At 48.3% G+C, this 18,526-nt stretch carries 16 protein-coding genes; 8 read left to right on the top strand and 8 right to left on the bottom strand.

The genetic code is table 11. The annotated features are described in order from the left end of the window. Positions 1-198 precede the first annotated feature (198 nt). The 5 genes from KMZ15_RS02375 to mpl all read right to left on the bottom strand — a co-directional run bounded on the left by KMZ15_RS02375 (position 199) and on the right by mpl (position 6,668). Positions 199-777 (bottom strand): hypothetical protein, encoded by a 579-nt coding sequence (locus tag KMZ15_RS02375; RefSeq protein WP_223693790.1) that lies wholly within the window; start codon positions 775-777, stop codon positions 199-201. Positions 778-1,506: 729 nt separating this feature from the next. Then, a complete protein-coding gene (locus KMZ15_RS02370) occupies positions 1,507-2,049 on the bottom strand; it encodes a hypothetical protein (protein WP_223693788.1) in 543 nt (180 codons plus the stop codon). Between the two features lie 391 nt (positions 2,050-2,440). Beyond that, on the bottom strand, positions 2,441-3,298 hold the full coding sequence (aroE, locus tag KMZ15_RS02365; protein ID WP_223693786.1) for a shikimate dehydrogenase: 858 nt from the start codon (positions 3,296-3,298) through the stop codon (positions 2,441-2,443). A 2-nt stretch (positions 3,299-3,300) separates the two neighbouring features. Continuing rightward, positions 3,301-5,256, bottom strand: coding sequence for an RNB domain-containing ribonuclease (locus KMZ15_RS02360; protein WP_223693783.1), 1,956 nt, complete (start codon positions 5,254-5,256; stop codon positions 3,301-3,303). Then, positions 5,253-6,668, bottom strand: a complete 1,416-nt coding sequence (gene mpl / locus KMZ15_RS02355) for a UDP-N-acetylmuramate:L-alanyl-gamma-D-glutamyl-meso-diaminopimelate ligase (protein WP_223693781.1) — start codon at positions 6,666-6,668, stop codon at positions 5,253-5,255. Before mpl ends, KMZ15_RS02360 begins: the two co-directional genes overlap by 4 nt. Positions 6,669-6,846: 178 nt before the next feature. Here mpl and KMZ15_RS02350 point away from each other — a divergent pair, with 178 nt between their 5' ends. The 8 genes from KMZ15_RS02350 (at position 6,847) to KMZ15_RS02315 (ending at position 12,755) form a co-directional block, all read left to right on the top strand. Continuing rightward, on the top strand, positions 6,847-7,347 hold the full coding sequence (locus KMZ15_RS02350) for a TlpA disulfide reductase family protein (RefSeq protein ID WP_223693778.1): 501 nt from the start codon (positions 6,847-6,849) through the stop codon (positions 7,345-7,347). 139 nt (positions 7,348-7,486) lie between these two features. After that, complete coding sequence (gene aroQ / locus KMZ15_RS02345; protein ID WP_223694653.1) at positions 7,487-7,930, top strand: type II 3-dehydroquinate dehydratase; 444 nt, start codon at positions 7,487-7,489, stop codon at positions 7,928-7,930. Between the two features lie 50 nt (positions 7,931-7,980). After that, positions 7,981-8,454, top strand: a complete 474-nt coding sequence (accB, locus tag KMZ15_RS02340) for an acetyl-CoA carboxylase biotin carboxyl carrier protein (RefSeq protein ID WP_223693775.1) — start codon at positions 7,981-7,983, stop codon at positions 8,452-8,454. 16 nt (positions 8,455-8,470) lie between these two features. Next, entirely contained in the window at positions 8,471-9,838 is a 1,368-nt protein-coding gene (gene accC / locus KMZ15_RS02335; protein ID WP_223693773.1) for an acetyl-CoA carboxylase biotin carboxylase subunit, read from the top strand. A 15-nt stretch (positions 9,839-9,853) separates the two neighbouring features. After that, complete coding sequence (gene prmA / locus KMZ15_RS02330) at positions 9,854-10,768, top strand: 50S ribosomal protein L11 methyltransferase (RefSeq protein ID WP_223693770.1); 915 nt, start codon at positions 9,854-9,856, stop codon at positions 10,766-10,768. A gap of 31 nt (positions 10,769-10,799) precedes the next feature. Beyond that, complete coding sequence (tpx, locus tag KMZ15_RS02325) at positions 10,800-11,300, top strand: thiol peroxidase (RefSeq protein WP_223693768.1); 501 nt, start codon at positions 10,800-10,802, stop codon at positions 11,298-11,300. 4 nt (positions 11,301-11,304) lie between these two features. Continuing rightward, positions 11,305-12,243, top strand: a complete 939-nt coding sequence (locus KMZ15_RS02320; RefSeq protein ID WP_223693766.1) for a carbohydrate kinase family protein — start codon at positions 11,305-11,307, stop codon at positions 12,241-12,243. 35 nt (positions 12,244-12,278) lie between these two features. Then, entirely contained in the window at positions 12,279-12,755 is a 477-nt protein-coding gene (locus KMZ15_RS02315; RefSeq protein WP_223693764.1) for a hypothetical protein, read from the top strand. A 144-nt stretch (positions 12,756-12,899) separates the two neighbouring features. On the opposite strand, the gene KMZ15_RS02310 is transcribed toward KMZ15_RS02315, so the two are convergent. From KMZ15_RS02310 to KMZ15_RS02300, 3 genes are all read right to left on the bottom strand, one after another. Further along, a complete protein-coding gene (locus KMZ15_RS02310) occupies positions 12,900-13,670 on the bottom strand; it encodes a histone H1-like DNA-binding protein (protein WP_223693761.1) in 771 nt (256 codons plus the stop codon). Positions 13,671-13,988: 318 nt separating this feature from the next. After that, positions 13,989-15,125 carry a ribonucleotide-diphosphate reductase subunit beta gene (locus KMZ15_RS02305; RefSeq protein ID WP_223694651.1) on the bottom strand — a complete coding sequence of 379 codons (1,137 nt, stop codon included), beginning with the start codon at positions 15,123-15,125 and terminating at the stop codon, positions 13,989-13,991. A 230-nt stretch (positions 15,126-15,355) separates the two neighbouring features. Further along, positions 15,356-18,289: a ribonucleoside-diphosphate reductase subunit alpha gene (locus KMZ15_RS02300; RefSeq protein WP_308710446.1), complete on the bottom strand. Its 2,934-nt coding sequence runs from the start codon at positions 18,287-18,289 to the stop codon at positions 15,356-15,358. Positions 18,290-18,526: the final 237 nt, after the last annotated feature.

Here is an 18,526-nt window from a genome sequence, read left to right as displayed (position 1 = left end):
CTCCTAGATAATTTAGAAAAATTTACTTTTGTAACCACACCGTTTCTATTTCGATCTCACTCTAATTTTTTGTAATTTCCTCGCATCTTAATCATAGATTAGAAGGTAATTTCTTATCAAATTAATTCTAACCTTCCCAGCACCGCAAAGGCGGTGCTGGGACTGGCAAAAATAAAATATAATCTCTTAAAAAAATTATTATTGAGGACTACTTTGTTCCTCCAATTTCTTCTCCAAGTTATTCTTTTCAAGAAGACGATCATGATATTCACGAGTATAAGCTTCGTTATTTATAATAGCCTCATCACGGTTCATTTTTTTCTCCAACATACTCCATGTTTTGGAATTAGACTCATATATTTCCCCCAAAAAATTTAAAGTATCTGCCTCACTTGGCGATGTCCGTGATATTTCTTCGTTTATATCTCCTTGCAATTTCTCATAGTGAGGCCTCTCTTTCTCTGCCAACTCCTCTATATTTGCCTCCATAGTTTGCATATCTATATTAGGCGGCACATCTGCATCTGGCTTAACTAAATCTAAAACACGTCCTATCATCAATATACTGTCTTTTGCAAGGTCTGTTACAGGTCTTATCGCTGTTTTTTCAGCACCCCGTAGAACTTGCCCTAAAGGCCTTATTGTCACTCTTTCTACTTCACGCGCGGCTTCTCCTAAAGGCCTTATCGCTTCTCTCTCTACGGTACGTGCTACCTCTCCTAAAGGTCTCACTGTCACTTTTTCTACTTCACGCAAAACACTTTCTACCGCACCCATCGCTATCTCCTTAGGTTTAAAATCAGTAAAAATTATCAATCAGTAGTCGTCAATTGACTATGATCACTTGCTTATAAGTAAAGCAATAGTTGTTAATATAGTCTAATTATTTTTACTTTCAAGTTTCTTTATAGAATATATATTTTACATTTTAGTCAAAAGAGTTTTTCAAAAAATTTTATTTATAAAAAATCAGATCGACAACATGTTTCCATGAAAATTTTCTTTCGACAAAGATATAGCCAATTTATTTCTTGCTCATCTAGTTAAGCCTATAATCTTTGTACAATTCAAATAGCATTGCCACTACCTTATGATACGTAAAGAAATATAAGATTTCAGGTCCCCGCTCCGCACTCTCTAATATTTTCATTATTATATCCAAGTCTACATCTGCAGCACTTGACAACCTCAATTAAATAACATCTAATTATTTAATCGAAAAATTCCACAAATCCATTAATCTAGCCTGGATTAGAAAACAATTTTAATATTGAGTAGAGAGAGACAAATATTTTAATTTTTTTGTGTACCATTGACTGAATATTATTTTCATAAAATTTCTTAAAAAATATTCGTCAATTAATTTTCAATAATCTCATAAAACTCAGCTTTCTCATTAATAATTGCGTACTCAATACGATTTAAATCAGGGTTTACTCTATCCCTGTAAATTCTTAATGCATCTCTAAAAAACAAAAACAAATGGAGTGTAAATTTATATTTTCTTCAAGCTGCAGGAGCACAAAACACAGAAGCTACCCTCCCTGAATTTTTAAACCGTTCGCGCAATAGGTTTAAATTAGGATACAATTCATCAAGTCCCTTCAGATTTTCTTGTGCGAGATATATTAATCCATTTAATTTATCTAATGCTTCTGAATTATATTTATCAATTTCTTGAATTTCTGATCTTACTTTATCTACTTCCTCGATTAATTGAGCGATATCTTGATCCATCTTATTCAATTCTGTAGGTGATGGCCTATTTTCCGAAGTTGAAATTTCTTGCATAATTTCAAATTGTCGAGCGAACAGCAGTATAACTTCCTCCGCTATACTTCCTATAGGCCCCATTAAACTTTTTCTCACATGAGGTGCATTTTTCCTAAATCTTAGAACTAACTTATTAATTTCACCTTCATCTGTATCACCGGTAATTTCTGCTATTTCTTTTTTCCTTCCATGCGTATCATCATTATCCTGGCTACTTCCGCCACAACCCACAAAGGAAAAAAATATTATAAATATAGATAGAAGAATTCGTTTCATTGCTATTGATAGAAAAAGTTAAAGGATTAAATAATTATCTAATTTTCACGATAATTTCATTTATTTTTACCATGAAGTCCAATTAAAAATCGGGAGACATTAAATAAATTTAAGAAATTACCAAAACCACTACTTTTTTCATCGCACGCAAAGCCTTTTCACCGCATCCATCGGTATCTCCCCCAAACATCAATAGGAAATCAAAAAATCTCTAGTCCCCATCCCTTAGCAGCTAACCGCTCATGCATACTGAATTTTTCTTTTATAGGTATAGAGCAACAACCTTTATCTAATATAGTTCAATTATTTTTTTTCGCAAGATAAAGTTATAACGCGAGATCGCTTCAAGTCTGCCGCAAAAGACGCCTTTGCCAAACTGGAGAAATTGAATTTAATCTGTGCGCTTTTGATCAAGCAGTACACGTAATTCAGCAAGTACTGGCGCACTATTTGGGCGAATATTGCGCCAGACAAAAAACGCTTCAGCCGCTTGCTCAACCAGCATACCTAGTCCATCTGCTATACGTGCACCATAGCGCTGCGCATAGCTCATAAAAACAGTAGGTTGCGGCCCATACATCATGTCGTAGGCGAGCGTGTTTGGACTGAGCACGCACTCATTGAATACCGGAAGCTCAGTCGTAAGGCTGCTGGCAGTAGCGTTAATCACAACATCGAATACGTGTTGAGCAGCTTCTTGCCCTCCGCCGATTAATCTACACCCGGCGTCTGCTGCTGCTTGCGCAAAATGATCAGCAAGCTCAACCGCACGCTCAGCAGTACGGTTAACAATCGTGATTTCAGCGATTTTGGCTTGCAGCAATGGCAATATGACCCCGCGCGCAGCACCTCCCGCGCCAAGTAGCAAAACACGACGGCCCGCCAGCGCCAGTCCTAGGTTAGATTCAATGTCTCGCACCAAACCAACGCCATCGGTATTGTCACCATAGAGGCCGCCCGCATCGACTCTTAAGGTATTCACCGCACCCGCAGCCGCTGCGCGTGGCGATAGCGTATTGGCTAACGCATATGCGTCAAGCTTGAATGGCACAGTGATATTTAAGCCGCGTCCGCCGTGCGCTATAAAATCTTGCGCGGTTTCGGTGAAGCCATTAAGCGGCGCTAATACACGTGTATAGCAGATTTTTTGTCTTGTCTGTGCTGCAAAACGGGCATGAATGAACGGCGATTGGCTCTGTTGCACCGGATTACCCATCACCGCATAGCGATCAACCGTCTGCGCTGGCATATCTAGGCGCAGCTAGCCGCTGCATCGCCAGTGAGATTCTCCTGTGTCTCACTTACCTCCAGTACTTGCGACAGACGGCATGAAACTTCAATATTGAGCTCGTCTATCGCTAGAATATCGAGCCAAAGCTTGGTATCGCGCGCATGTACGCCAAGGCCGGGCACATGGAGCAAGAGTGGGATTTCGTCAAACCTAACCAAATCGCCTTTTATGACAGAGGCCAGCACACGCTTACGCTTTTCTTGCTTGAGCCAACGCAAGCACCAGAAGCGTTCCATCCGGTTCTGATGATCCGCATAGGCTTGATAAGTATCTTCAAAATTTTGCACAATCGCGTACAAGTCTACGTCTTTCGGCTTAAACGGCGCCACCAATTTAGCCGCCACACCATGTTGCACACATGCCAGTAGCTGCCATTGGTTCACTAAATCGATATAGCGGCGCAACGGTGAGGTGCTCCATGCATATTGCTCAACCCCCAGCCCTTCGTGCGGCGCAGGGCCAATTTGCATACGCGTGCGGTTGAGACCAAAGGCGCGTTGCGCACGGTAAATACCTGGCACGCCGTATTTAGCTAACAAAGCGCCCCAACTGCTGTTCACTAAAATCGCCAACTCAGCAACAATCAGATCAAGCGGGGAGCCACGCCGGCGCGGGGTGATTGAGACAGATTCACCTTCGATGGCAAAATTGAAATCTGCGTGGCGTGGTGTTTCACGCTTAAGCCCATAATTGATGCGAGCTTGCTGCCGTTTTTCGTAGAGCGCTTGCGCGAATGGCCAAAGTACTGCGATCTCTTTTTTATAGGGGTAAGCGCCCTCTCCCGCTGCAATGGCCTCTGCCGTGACTGTCGCCTCAAGCAAATTATGGCGCAGATTGTGCGCGATAAAGACACGCTCGACGCGCGTCTCAGTCGCGACAATATCTTGCGTAGCGCTATCGATAATCGTATAAAACGACAATACAGGCCGTAGCCCGCCTTCCTTTAAAGTGAAAGTATCGACCAGTGCGGCGGGCAGCATGGTGATTTTGTCGCCCGGAACATAAACTGTCGATAGGCGCGTGCGCGCCTGCAGGTCGATGATGTCGTCCCGCGCTATGCCAAGAGCCGGCGCTGCAATATGTACGCCAATGCGCAAGCGGCCATTTGCTAGCCATTCGACCGAGAAAGCGTCATCGATTTCGGTCGTGCTGAGATCATCGATCGAAAAGGCTTGGATTTCAGTGGCAGGTCGCTCGGCGAGCATACTCTCGGCCGGCTGCTCAGAATATGCAGCGGCTGGCCCAAAGCCGATGCCATGCGGAAAATATTCAGCCAAAAAGCGACTTTCATGCAATGCACGCGCAGAAGGAATGGCGCCACAATCAAGGATTAATTGCGCGACTGAAGTACCGCAAGCGCTGGCTGCTGCCTCTAACGCTTTGTGTTCGATTGAATTTTTGTCAGGCTTAGTTAATAGCGTCAGCACTTTACCCTCAAAAGCCGCCGGCAACCGATGCGCGGTTAATTCAGCTTCATAAGTGGCCTGCAATGCCGCTTGTTGACTACGCCGCTCAAGAGCGGCCAATGCGGCTTTGAGCTGCTCTTCCGGTGCGCGCTGATATTGCCCGCGCCCTTTACGACGAAAATAGACCGGCGCGCTATGTAAGCGGAGTGCAAGCGCTGCTCGCTCAACTGAGGTGGCCTGCATCCCAAAATATTCTTCAGCAAGCGCCGCAAAGTTAAATTCATCGGTACCCGCGCACTCCCACAAAAAATCTAATTCGATGGTCTGGGCGCAGGTCTCAGCGGACTGCATCAATTCTGCTGCCGTCGGCGCCGAAAACTCAAGCAGGACATCTTTGCCTTTTACCTTAATCCGCCGCCCGCCGAGTAATTCAACTTGCAACGTTTCATTTTGGCGCGACAATACAGTTCCTGCCTTAAAACTACCGGAATCTTCAAAAAAAACGTTCACACACCCTTCCCTAAATCAAAATCGCTTGCCGTGCATTCTTTTGCAGAAAGCATTGCAAGCAGTTTCGTATGAATACCGCCAAAGCTGCCATTGCTCATCACCACGATGTGATCGCTTGGCCGCGCTGCCATGATGACAGCGTGCGCCAGCGCCTCAAGATGATTGAAAGCATAAGCGCGCTCACCAAGTGGCGCCAGTGTTTGAGCCAAATCCCAGCCGAGCGCGTCAGGCCCCGCTGGCGCACCATATGCGAAGATCAGATCAGCTTGTGCCAGACTCGCTGGCAACAGAGCTTTCATCACGCCCAATTTCATTGTATTTGAGCGGGGCTCAAGCACAGCCAGAATGCGCGCCTGGGCCCCGATACGCGCGCGCAAGCCAGCAATGGTAGTGCTAATTGCGCTCGGATGATGAGCAAAATCATCATAGACAGTGATGCCCCCCACACAACCGGATGTTTCCATGCGGCGCTTAATCCCGGCAAAACGCGCCAACGCTTCAGCACCGGCAGCCGGAGCTACGCCAACATGGCGCGCCGCGGCCAATGCCGCCAACGCATTGAGCCGATTATGTTCGCCCAAACTCTGCCAACTGACGGTGCCGACTCGTTGTGCCTGCCAGCAAACGGCAAAAGATTGATCAATTGGACGCTCATCAATCGGCTGCGATTGCCAGCCGTCTGCCACGCCAAAAGGTTCAACCTCACTCCAGCAACCCCGTGTTAGCACGCGCTCAAGCGCCTCATCGCGACCATTCACAATAATCCGTCCGGCAGCCGGAACCGTACGCACTAAATGATGAAATTGCGTTTCAATCGCAGCCAGATCGGGGAAGATGTCTGCATGGTCGTATTCGAGATTATTGAGCACGACAGTCCGTGGACGATAGTGGATAAATTTAGAGCGCTTATCGAAAAACGCCGTATCATATTCATCTGCCTCAATCACAAAAAAATTTGATGCCGTCAGCCGTGCTGAGATATTCAAATTTAATGGCACGCCGCCGATTAAAAAGCCCGGATTCAGTCCAGCCTCCTCGAGCAGCCAAGCAAGGATGGACGCCGTCGTTGTTTTGCCGTGCGTACCGGCTACTGCCAAGACCCATTTATTAGACAGCACATATTCGCCAAGCCATTGCGGACCCGAGGTGTAAGGCAAGCCTTGGTCGAGAATCGCTTCCATGAGTGGGTTGCCGCGCGTCACGACATTACCGACCACATAAAGATCGGCATTTAATGCAAGTTGGTCAGCGCTATAACCGTCGATGAGTTCAATGCCTTGTGCTGCAAGCTGCGTACTCATCGGTGGGTACACATGTGCATCGCAACCCGTCACCCGATGGCCTGCTTGACGCGCAAGCACAGCAAGCCCTCCCATGAAGGTGCCGCAAATGCCGAGAATGTGAATATGCATAAAGAATCAGAATTGGGCGCAACTCAGACCAGCCGCAGAAGGCTGATAAAACCTAGGATTGTACCTGAGGTACGTGAACCGCAAAAACCCTCGCGCATGGTCAATGTGGCGAAATTTTCTGTATCATATTTAAATGTTACGAAAATCTCTTATATTTTTGGTTATATGGGCCGCCGCTGTGACGGCAAGTGTCCCCTTCTACGCTAGCGCGCGCGATCGTGTACCGCCGCCTGCGTTAACCAATTGGTGGCAGACTAAACTGCCTCAACTGCCCGGCTCTACGGCACCAGCGCCCGCCGCTATCAGCCACCAACAATCTCTGGCGCAGTACCGCGGCAAGCCGCTTGTGATTCATTTTTGGGCGCCCTGGTGCCCGCATTGCCTTAAAGAAATCGAAACGCTGTCAGCACTTTATAATGAATATGCGCGCACGGGTATTCAGTTTATCGGCGTCGCTGTCGATTCAGCCAGTCATGTCGAGCAATTTACCCAAAAAGTTAAAGTGCCTTATCCATTATATATTGCCGGTTTCGGCGGTATCGAATTGGCGCGTGGCTTCGGCAATACCCAAGGTGGACTGCCCTTCACCGTTATCCTAAATAAAGCAGGAGAAATTCACTATACCGCGCTAGGTCGCCGTAGCGCGGCCGAGTTCCGTCAACAATTTAATAATTTATAATGGTCATTTAAGCTGTTTTGCGTACAAAATATATTTCTCCTAACTGAGCGATTTTCCTCTCTTATTTTTTATTAAACTGGACAAACTTCGCCATTCGGCTGTAAAGTTCGCCCAATTTCTCTAAATTAGATATTAAATGATTGCTCGGCTACTGGTGTTGCATGGTCCTAACCTCAATTTACTCGGCTCACGAGAGCCGGAGGTATATGGTCATCTGACGCTCAGCGAAATCGACCAGCGCTTACACCACCGCGCTGAATCCTTAGGCGCCGCAGTCGAGACCTTTCAAAGCAACCATGAAGGAGTATTAATTGACCGGGTGCACCGCGCCAAGGCTGAAGGTATTGATTTCATTGTCATCAATCCGGCCGGCCTCACGCATACGAGTGTAGCGCTACGTGATGCACTCGTTGGAGTGGACATTCCATTTATCGAAGTGCATTTATCGAATATTCATCGCCGCGAGGCATTTAGGCATCAATCATTTCTTTCAAGTCAAGCGCTTGGCGTGATTTGCGGCCTTGGATGGCAAAGTTATCTATTCGCGCTCGAATTTGCGCTTGATACACTTAAGCCAAGCTAATTAGTTATTATGCGCTGTTACGGCGGCCATTATTTCATAGGGACTTATCAATGGATTTACGTAAGCTCAAAACACTTATCGACCTAGTAGCGGAATCTTGTATTTCTGAACTAGAAGTCACCGAAGGAGAAGGTAAAGTTCGGATTGTCAAAAATACGGCACCCGTTTATTTACCCGCGCCTGGACCCGCTATGCAGTTCAGCGCGCCGATCCAAGGTAACGTGACCGAGGTCACGGCTAACACTACGCCAGCAGCAAGCGCAGAAGTGACTCCTAGCGAAGTTTTACCAGGTCATGTAGTGACTTCACCGATGGTCGGCACCTTCTATCGCGCTCCATCGCCAGGCTCAGATCCTTTTGTGCAAATTGGCGATAGCGTCAAAGAAGGCCAAACACTTTGCCTCATCGAAGCAATGAAGTTACTCAACGAAATTGAGTCCGATAAAACAGGTGTTGTGAAAGAAATTTTGGTTGAAAATGGCCAACCTGTCGAATATGGGCAACGCTTATTTGTCATTGCTTAAAAGCCAATAACCTCATATGTTTGAAAAAATCTTAATCGCCAATCGTGGCGAAATCGCTCTACGGATTCAACGCGCGTGCCGCGAACTTGGCGTCAAAACCGTGGTTGTCTATTCAGAAGCAGACAAAGAAGCCAAATACGTGCGCTTAGCCGATGAAGCCGTCTGCATTGGACCCGCGCCTTCCCCGCAGTCCTATCTCAATATGCCAGCCATCATTAGCGCAGCTGAAGTTACTGATGCCGAAGCAATTCATCCCGGCTATGGCTTTTTATCGGAAAACGCCGATTTTGCCGAGCGCGTCGAACAGTCAGGCTTTACCTTTATCGGACCACGCCCCGAAACCATTCGTTTAATGGGCGACAAAGTATCGGCGAAACAAACGATGCTAAAAGCGGCGGTACCCTGTGTACCTGGCTCCGAAGGCGCCTTACCTGAAGATCCGAAAGAAATCATCAAGATTGCGCGGCAAATTACTTACCCAGTGATTATCAAAGCGGCTGGCGGCGGCGGCGGACGCGGCATGCGCGTGGTCCATACGGAAGCCGCGCTGATTAACGCCGTCAATATGACCCGTGAAGAAGCCGGGCGCGCATTTGGCAACCCCCAAGTGTATATGGAAAAGTTCCTTGAGAACCCACGGCACATCGAAATCCAAGTTTTGGCCGATTCATTCAAGCACGCCATCTGGCTGGGCGAACGCGACTGCTCAATGCAGCGCCGTCACCAAAAAGTGATCGAAGAAGCGCCTGCGCCAAACATCCCGCGCCGCCTGGTCGAACGCATTGGCGATCGCTGTGTAGAAGCATGTAAAAAAATGGGCTACCTCGGTGCCGGCACATTTGAATTTTTATATGAGAACAATGAATTTTATTTCATTGAAATGAATACGCGCATACAAGTCGAGCATCCTGTCACGGAGATGATTACCGGCATCGATCTCGTGCAAGAACAAATCCGCGTCGCTGCGGGGGAAAAATTGCGCTTTAAACAACGAGACGTCGTGCTCAAAGGTCATGCTATCGAATGCCGGATCAACGCTGAGGATGCTTATAAATTCACGCCTTCGCCTGGCCGCATTACATCATGGCATACCCCAGGAGGACCCGGCATTCGAGTCGATTCACATGCATATAACGGTTATTTTGTCCCCTCTCATTATGATTCAATGATTGGGAAAGTGATCGCGTATGGGGTCACCCGCGAACAAGCGATTAGCCGGATGCATATTGCGCTCTCCGAAATGGTAGTGGAAGGCATTCATACCAATATTCCATTACATCGCGAACTCATGCTCGATGCAAAATTTGTTGCAGGGGGTACCAGCATTCATTATCTTGAAAATAAGCTGGCAGCTAAACTGCAAGTCACCCCAAAAAAGGCATGACCCAAACCAAACAGCATGAATACGCCAAGCTATCGTGAACTCGTAGTCGAGCTTACTCAAGCGGATGCGCAAGCGCTCTCCGATATCCTGCTCGAATTAGGCGCCCTATCGGTATCGCTTGAAGATGCACAAGCCGATACGCTTGATGAGCAGCCACTTTTTGGCGAGCCCGGTCATGAGCCGCCTCATGCCGCGTGGCAACTTTCGCGGCTCAGCGTGCTGATTGCCGGCTCGCAAGAGCCCGCGCTTTTGCTCGGCGCGGCAGCCAATGAGCTTGGTCTAACATCGCTGCCGCCCTATCATGTGCGTGAAGTGCCGAATCAAGACTGGGTTCAGCTCACCCAAGCGCAATTCGAGCCGATCCCGATCGGCCAGCGCATCTGGGTCGTCCCTTCATGGCATCTGCTGCCCCCAGAAGCGCCTCAAGATGCGCTGATACTCGCGCTAGATCCGGGGCTTGCCTTTGGCACTGGCAGCCATCCCACGACGAAGCTATGCATGGAATGGCTTGAAGCAACCGTCACTGCCGGCCACTCGGTGCTCGATTACGGCTGCGGCTCCGGCATCTTGGCTATTCTCGCTAAGAAATGTGGCGCAACGCATGTCCTTGGCATTGATATCGATCCACAAGCGATTGTCGCGGCGCGCCGCAACAGCGAACAGAACCTAGCAGAGATCACCTACCAGACCCCCGATGATGGCGAAACCGGGCAATTCGATCTCGTTGTCGCCAATATTTTGGCGAATCCGCTTAAGTTGATGGCCTCAATGTTATGTGCAAAAATACGTCCAGGCGGTCAACTTGCCCTTTCTGGTATCCTTGAGCGCCAGGCAGACGAACTGATACACACCTATGCGCCTTGGCTTAAATTATCGGTTTGGCGCGCCGAGGAAGGCTGGGTGTGCTTGACCGGTCAGCGGCCACTCTGAAAGTCATTTTTAACCTTTAATAGGAATTACAATGTCTACAGTTACCCTCGGCGGCACGCCCGTCAATATCAGCGGCACCTTCCCAACACTTCATCAAACCGCGCCATCTTTTACCCTCACCGGCAAAGATTTGGCTGAAGTTAAACTGACTGATTTTGCGGGTAAACGCAAGGTCTTAAATATTGTGCCGAGCTTGGATACCCCGGTTTGCGCGACCTCCACGCGTACCTTCAATCAGGCTGCCAGCCAGCTTAATAATACGGTGGTCCTGGTCATCTCAGCCGATCTGCCGTTTGCCGCAGCACGCTTTTGCACCACCGAAGGGATTAACCATCTAGTTACGCTGTCAACTTTTCGCCACCCTGAGTTTGCCAAACACTATGGGGTTGAGATAACCAGCTCGCCACTCGCTGGCCTGACGGCACGCGCAGTATTGGTGCTTGATGAAAACGATCAAGTTCTACATGCAGAACGTGTGTCCGAAATCAAGCACGAGCCTAATTATGAAGCCGCGCTTGCCGTGCTGAGGTAAGGCCATGAGTACACTCATCTGCGGTTCACTCGCCTATGACACGTTAATGACCTTTGAGGGGCGTTTTAGCGAGCACATTTTACGGGAACAGGCGCACATCCTGAATATCAGCTTTCTGGTACCCACCATGCGCCGTGAATTTGGCGGCTGTGCAGGTAATATTGCTTACAGCCTGAACACTCTCGGAGGTACGCCATACATCATGGGCACACTGGGTGAAATAGATGCACAAGACTATCTCGCCCATCTAGCTAAGCTCAAATTACCGACTGATTATTTGCGCGTGATACCTGAGATGTATACAGCGCAAGCGATGGTCACCACTGATCTTGAAAACAACCAGATCACAACCTTTCATGCAGGTGCGATGTTACAGGCGCACGTCAACCACGTGAGCCAAACCCAGAATATCACCCTGGGTATCGTCTCACCAGACGGCGGCGATGCCATGCGTCAGCATACGGAACAATTTGCAGCAGCTAATATTCCGTTTATTTTCGATCCCGGCCAAGGGCTGCCCCTGTTCCAAGGCGCCGAGCTAAAAAAAATGATCGAGCTTGCCACCTATGTCACCGTCAATGACTATGAGGCAGAGCTATTGAGCAATAAAACCGGCTGGTCAATTGCACAGATTGTCGAGCGGGTTAAGGCACTGATCATTACCCGTGGAGAGCATGGCGTCTTAATTCACCATGATGGTAGTACGACCACCATTCCTGCCGTTCCGGTTGAGCAGGTCATTGATCCAACCGGATGCGGAGATGCCTTCCGAGGTGGCTTACTCTATGGCCTCGAACACGGCTTAGATTGGGCCACAACCGGTCGCCTAGCGAATTTAATGGGTTCAATCCAAATTGCCCACCAAGGTCCGCAAAACTATCCTCATAGACGGGATACCATCCATCAATCTTTCAAACAAACATTTTCTTACAGCTTACAGTAATGGCGGCAGCCTACAGTCATTTTTTGGAGAAATGTATGGATAAGATGATTCGCGTTACAGCCACTGTCTTGCTGGCCAGCGCTTTTGCATTACAAGGCTGCGCACTACAGAGCAGTTCAGCTGATGTCTACACGGCGAACCAAGCGCGGCGTGAACAAACCGTGCGCTTGGGTACCATTGCCAGCGTACGCGCGGTTAAAATCCAAGCAGACAATGGCCAGCCAAGCGGTCTAGGCGCGCTCGGTGGTGGTGCTTTAGGTGCAATTGCGGCTAGCACCATTGGTGGCGGACGCGGCGCACTGCTGACCGGTATCGTGGGAGGCCTTGGCGGTGCAGTTGCGGGCGATGCCATTGAAGGGGGAATCGCCAAGCGTAGTGGGCTAGAAATCACGGTACGTCTTGACAACGGTGAGGTGCGCGCAATTACTCAGGAAGCTACACAAGAAATATTCCGAGCCGGTGAGCGGGTACGTTTAGTGTCAGGTAGCGGGATCACTCGCGTCACCCACTAATCAGCCATTTTCTTGATTTCTTTAAATCAAGAAAATATCCCGCTATCTGGCAAATGCAGATCGGCGGGATATAGGATCGAGTCAGAACCCGATCAATCGATGCAGCGAGCTGCCTACATATCAACTTACACCTACCGCCTAAAGTTACGGCCGGCTGCCGGTTGGGAACGGCCAAGCAGCCGCCGGATTCAACGCGGTTTTGACACTCGATGTAGAGCTTGATGGGATTGTCACGGGCGTTGTTACCGCTGGTTTAGTGATCGCCGAGGATGGCTTTTTTGCCGACCCGGCTTTTTTTACCGGGGTAGCTTTCTTTGCTACAGCCTTTTTGACTACAGCCACTTTTTTGACTACGGCTTTTTTAGCCACGGTAGCTTTCTTTGCTACAGTCTTTTTAACTGCAGCCACTTTTTTAACTACGGCTTTTTTGGCCACGGTAGCTTTCTTTGCTACAGCCTTTTTAACTGTAGCCACTTTTTTGACTACGGCTTTTTTAGCCACGACCTTTTTAGCCACTGCTTTTTTGGCTACTACTTTTTTTACTGGCGTTGTTTTCGCCACAGTTTTTTTCGCTGCGACTTTTTTCACAGCAACCTTTTTAGCGACAACTTTCTTAGCTGGCACTTTTTTCGCCACTGCTTTCTTGGCTACCGTTTTTTTTGCCACTGCTTTCTTCGCTACGACTTTTTTAGCTACCACTTTCTTGACCGGAGCCTTCTTCGCGGCTACCTTCTTCGCCGCTACTTTTTTTACAGCGGTCTTTTGAGCGACAACTTTCTTGGCTGGGGCTTTCTTCACTACACTTTTCTTAGCAGTAGCTTTTTGAGCTGTAGTCGTTTTCTTCACAGCAGCTTTCTTTACTACGGGTTTAGCCGTCTCTTTCTTTACAGCAGGTTTCTTTTTAGCAGTAACCATTATTTACTCCTTCAAGTTTCAGATAAGAATCGAACAAACAACACCCTTGGTCGAAGTCCGCCTTTCGCAAGTGCATTGCTTATCTGCACTCGCGAAAAACGAACCATTCATCGGCGTACGCTTCATATTTGGCCTACGCTAATGAATATGGCAACACATATACGCTCTCTTTTGAGTACTGTACATGCCCAAAAAACGCCGACACCCAGGCCGGCCCTTGCTGAAAAAAATCACGGCAAAACCGCGTGATTTTTTTCATAGAATAGTCTTTAAAGGAGGTGTAATTTGCCAGACTTATCATCATCTTGTCTGTCGTCACTATTCCCAATTGAGCGCGCCGCCAGTTTGATACTCAATAACTCGCGTCTCAAAAAAATTACGCTCTTTCTTTAAGTCAATCATCTCGCTCATCCACGGAAAAGGATTCTCTTCTTTTGGAAAAAGCTGCTCAAGGCCAATTTGGGAACAACGCCGATTACAAATAAAACGCAAGTAGCCTTTAAACATTGATGCATTCAATCCAAGCACGCCGCGCGGCATCGTATCTTCAGCGTAACGGTATTCGAGATCGACCGCTGTTTTGAACAACTCGCGAATTTCCTCGCGAAATTCAGACGTCCATAAGTGCGGATTTTCGAGTTTGATTTGGTTGATCAAATCAATGCCAAAATTACAATGCAATGATTCGTCGCGCAAAATGTATTGATATTGCTCAGCCGCGCCAGTCATCTTGTTTTGCCGGCCCAGCGCTAAGATCTGCGTAAAGCCAACATAAAAGAATAGCCCTTCCATCACGCACGCAAACATGATCAGCGATTTCAGCAAAGCTTGATCTGCGGCTGGCGTGCCGGTCTTAAAAGCAGGATCGGTCAATGTATGAATGAACGGAATCAGGAATTCATCCTTCGCACGGATCGATGGAACCTCATGGTAAGCATTGAAGATCTCGCCTTCGTCTAAGCCCAGTGATTCGACAATATATTGATACGCATGGGTATGAATCGCTTCTTCAAACGCCTGGCGCAATAGATATTGCCGACACTCAGGCGCTGTAATATGACGATATGTCCCCAGGACAATGTTATTCGCCGCCAACGAATCTGCCGTGACGAAAAATCCGAGATTGCGCTTAACGACTCGGCGCTCATCCTCAGTCAGGCCATTCGGATCTTTCCACAGCGCGATATCGCGCGACATATTAATTTCTTGCGGCATCCAGTGATTCGCGCAACCAGACAAATACTTTTCCCACGCCCATTTATATTTAAACGGAACCAATTGATTCACATCGGTTTTGCCGTTAATGATGCGCTTGTCCGCGGCTTTTACGCGCGCCTCTTGATCAGGTTGGCGAGTCACACTGTCAAGCACAGGTCCAGAGGACTCAGGCGAGAAAGAGTGCTGTGCGCCACTTGCGGGAGTTTCAGCTGTAATGTCTTCGTCCCAGTTGAGCATAAATTTCACCATCGATATAAATCGGTTTGTACCATCTTTTCACAAGGGATAAAAGAGTTCAGTTGTGAAAAGCGCTTTTTTAGTGTTGTATGCAACCTGCATACAACACTTCGATTCACTTAAGCGCGCGCCCAGCGCATCGAATTCAATCTTAAACATCGATCGATGCCGCTTGCTTGTTCTTAATTGAGAGGCTCAGCACGCATCAAAAAAGATGCGCGCGCCGTTTCTTATTGGCAAGCTTCACACGAATCAAAATCCGCATCACCCGGCCGCAGCATGCACACTGGAGCTGACTCTTGCTCCGCTTGTGCGAGACTATTCAGGTCAGTACTGTCAGGCGCCAAAGCTGACACAGCGTTTAGTGCGCCATGCGCCACTGTCGATTTCTCAACATGGGTAGCGGCCATCGTACGCAGATAATACGTGGTCTTTAAGCCGCGCACCCAAGCGAGCCGATAAATCTCATCCAGCCGCTTGCCAGAAACACCCGCCATATAAATATTTAACGATTGCGCCTGATCAATCCATTTCTGCCGGCGAGAGGCTGCTTCAACTAACCATTTAGGGTCAATTTCAAAAGCGGTGGCGTACAGCGCGCGCAACTCAGCCGGAATTCGGTCGATACGAGTCAACATGCCATCGAAATATTTCAGATCGGCTACCATCACTTCATCCCACAAGCCACGCGCTTTCAAATCGCGCACCAGATAATCGTTCACCATGGTGAACTCACCCGATAGGTTCGATTTCACATAGAGATTTTGGAAAGTCGGCTCAATACATGCCGATACCCCAATGATGTTTGAAATGGTGGCGGTTGGTGCAATCGCGACGCAATTCGAATTGCGCATGCCGTGCTGAGCAATGCGGCTGCGCAACACATCCCAGTCAAGCGAGCTGGTTTGATCCACCTCGACATAACCGCCACGTGCATCAGCCAGAAGTTTCAGTGTGTCTTGCGGCAAAATCCCTCGCTCCCACAACGAGCCCTGATAGGTTGAGTAGCAACCACGCTCAGCGGCCAATTCAGTCGAAGCCCAATATGCGTAATAACACACAGTTTCCATCGAACGATCAGCAAATTCAACTGCCGCCTGCGAAGCATAGGGATAGCGCAATAAATGCAAGCAATCTTGGAAACCCATAATGCCCAGCCCTACTGGCCGATGCTTCAAATTTGAATGGCGCGCCTTTTGCACAGCGTAATAATTGATATCAATCACATTGTCGAGCATGCGCATCGCCGTTTGGATGGTCTTTTTCAGCTTAACGTGATCAAGCGCTAAGCTGCCATCTGCCTGCTGGCTGAGGTGTGCAACCAAATTGACTGAGCCCAAATTACATACTGCGATTTCACTCTCATTAGTATTGAGCGTAATTTCCGTACACAAATTCGACGAATGCACGACCCCAACATGCTGCTGCGGGGAGCGGATATTGCACGGATCTTTGAATGTAATCCAAGGGTGACCGGTTTCAAACAGCATGCCCAGCATTTTGCGCCACAACTGAGCAGCGGATACTTTCTTAAAGAGCGTAATCTCGCCACGCGCAGCCTTCTCTTCATAGCCTACGTAAGCAGTTTCAAATTCAGCGCCAAATTTATCGTGCAAATCCGGGCAACTTGAAGGGGAAAACAAGGTCCAATCTGCATCCTCAATCACGCGCTTCATAAAGAGATCTGGAATCCAGTTGGCCGTATTCATATCGTGCGTGCGGCGACGATCATCCCCCGTGTTTTTGCGCAACTCGAGAAATTCCTCAATATCTAAATGCCATGTTTCCAGATAAGCACATACCGCGCCTTTACGTTTGCCGCCTTGATTGACAGCAACCGCGGTGTCGTTGACCACCTTTAGAAAAGGAACGACTCCTTGCGACTTACCATTTGTACCTTTGATATGCGAGCCTAGCGCGCGTACCTGCGTCCAATCATTGCCCAAGCCGCCGGCAAATTTTGACAATAGCGCGTTTTCTTTTAATGCCTCATAAATACCTTCCAGATCATCGTCCACCGTTGTCAAATAACATGACGACAATTGCGCGCGACGCGTGCCAGAATTAAATAGGGTTGGGGTTGAACTCATGAAATCGAATTTTGACAGCACCTGGTAAAACTCAATGGCGCACGCTTCACGATCGGCTTCATTCAGTGCAAGCCCCATCGCCACCCGCATAAAAAAGGCTTGCGGCAGTTCAATCCGCTGTCCCTCATGATGCAGAAAATAACGATCATAGAGGGTTTGCAAGCCGAGATAACCAAATTGCAAATCGCGGCTGGCGTCAAGCGCTGCGCCTAGCTTTTCTAGATCGAACTGCAATAACTTGTCATCAAGCAGTTCAGCTGCGATACCCCGTTTAATAAATTGCGGGAAATATTCAGCATAGCGAGTGGCCATTTCTGCTGGCGCGACTTCTTCCGCAAGCACTTCGCGGCGCATCGTGTGCAGCAAAATACGCGCCGTTACCTGACTGTAGGCCGGATCTTGCTCAATCATCGTACGCGCAGCAAGAATGGCTGAATCGTAGACTTGACTAATCGGCACCCCATCGTAAAGATTTTTAATCGTTTCAGTCACAATCGGCTCGGCTTGCACCGCGCTGCCTAAACCCTCGCACGCGCTGACAATCAGCGCATTAAGTGCAGATAAATCAAGCGGCCGCATCAGTGGCCCATCGGTCACCTGGATCACGCCTAGGGTTGGCTGCGCCTGATCATTCAACGCACGCTCTTGAGCGCGCTTTTCTCGATACAACACATAGGCGCGTGCGACGTTATGCTCGCCGGCGCGCATTAACGCAAGCTCAACTTGATCTTGAATGTCTTCAATATGAAACGTGCCGCCAGCAGGACGGCTACGCATAAGCGCATGCACTACATGTTGTGTGAACTGAGCGACTTGTTCGCGCACACGAGTTGAAACGGCGCCTTGCCCTCCATTAACCGCCAAAAAAGCCTTCGTCATGGCAACTTCTATTTTAGAAGGCTCAAATATCACCACGGCGCCATTACGGCGGATCACTTTATAGTCAGCCAACGTGTCTGTCTGCGTAGCCAAAGCCGACGCAGCATTTTTACTATGGGGGTCATCTTGATTGATAACGGGGCGGCCAATCGGCGCGCTCTCTTCGGCCGGGGCCTTATATGCGGTGGTTTGCATCGGCAAAACTCCTAGTCTATTTGATGAAGGCGCGGCAAAACCGCGGCTGAAAATAAGAAATTGTCTTCAAAGCTATGCGCGTTTACGTCTACGAATAGGGCTGGGAAAATGAACACAATACGAGCCTAGCACTGATTTGTACCCTGTTTGCCGTCAAACTTTGCACGCTGTGCTTGAGCATATTGCATTGTCACTAAAAGAGTGCAGACCACAAGATATAGTGTTGAATAAAACATC

The organism is Mycoavidus sp. HKI, from assembly GCF_020023735.2.
GTDB lineage: Bacteria > Pseudomonadota > Gammaproteobacteria > Burkholderiales > Burkholderiaceae > Mycoavidus.
Note: the sequence above shows the minus strand (reverse complement) of the source record. Positions and strands in the feature narration are given on the sequence as shown.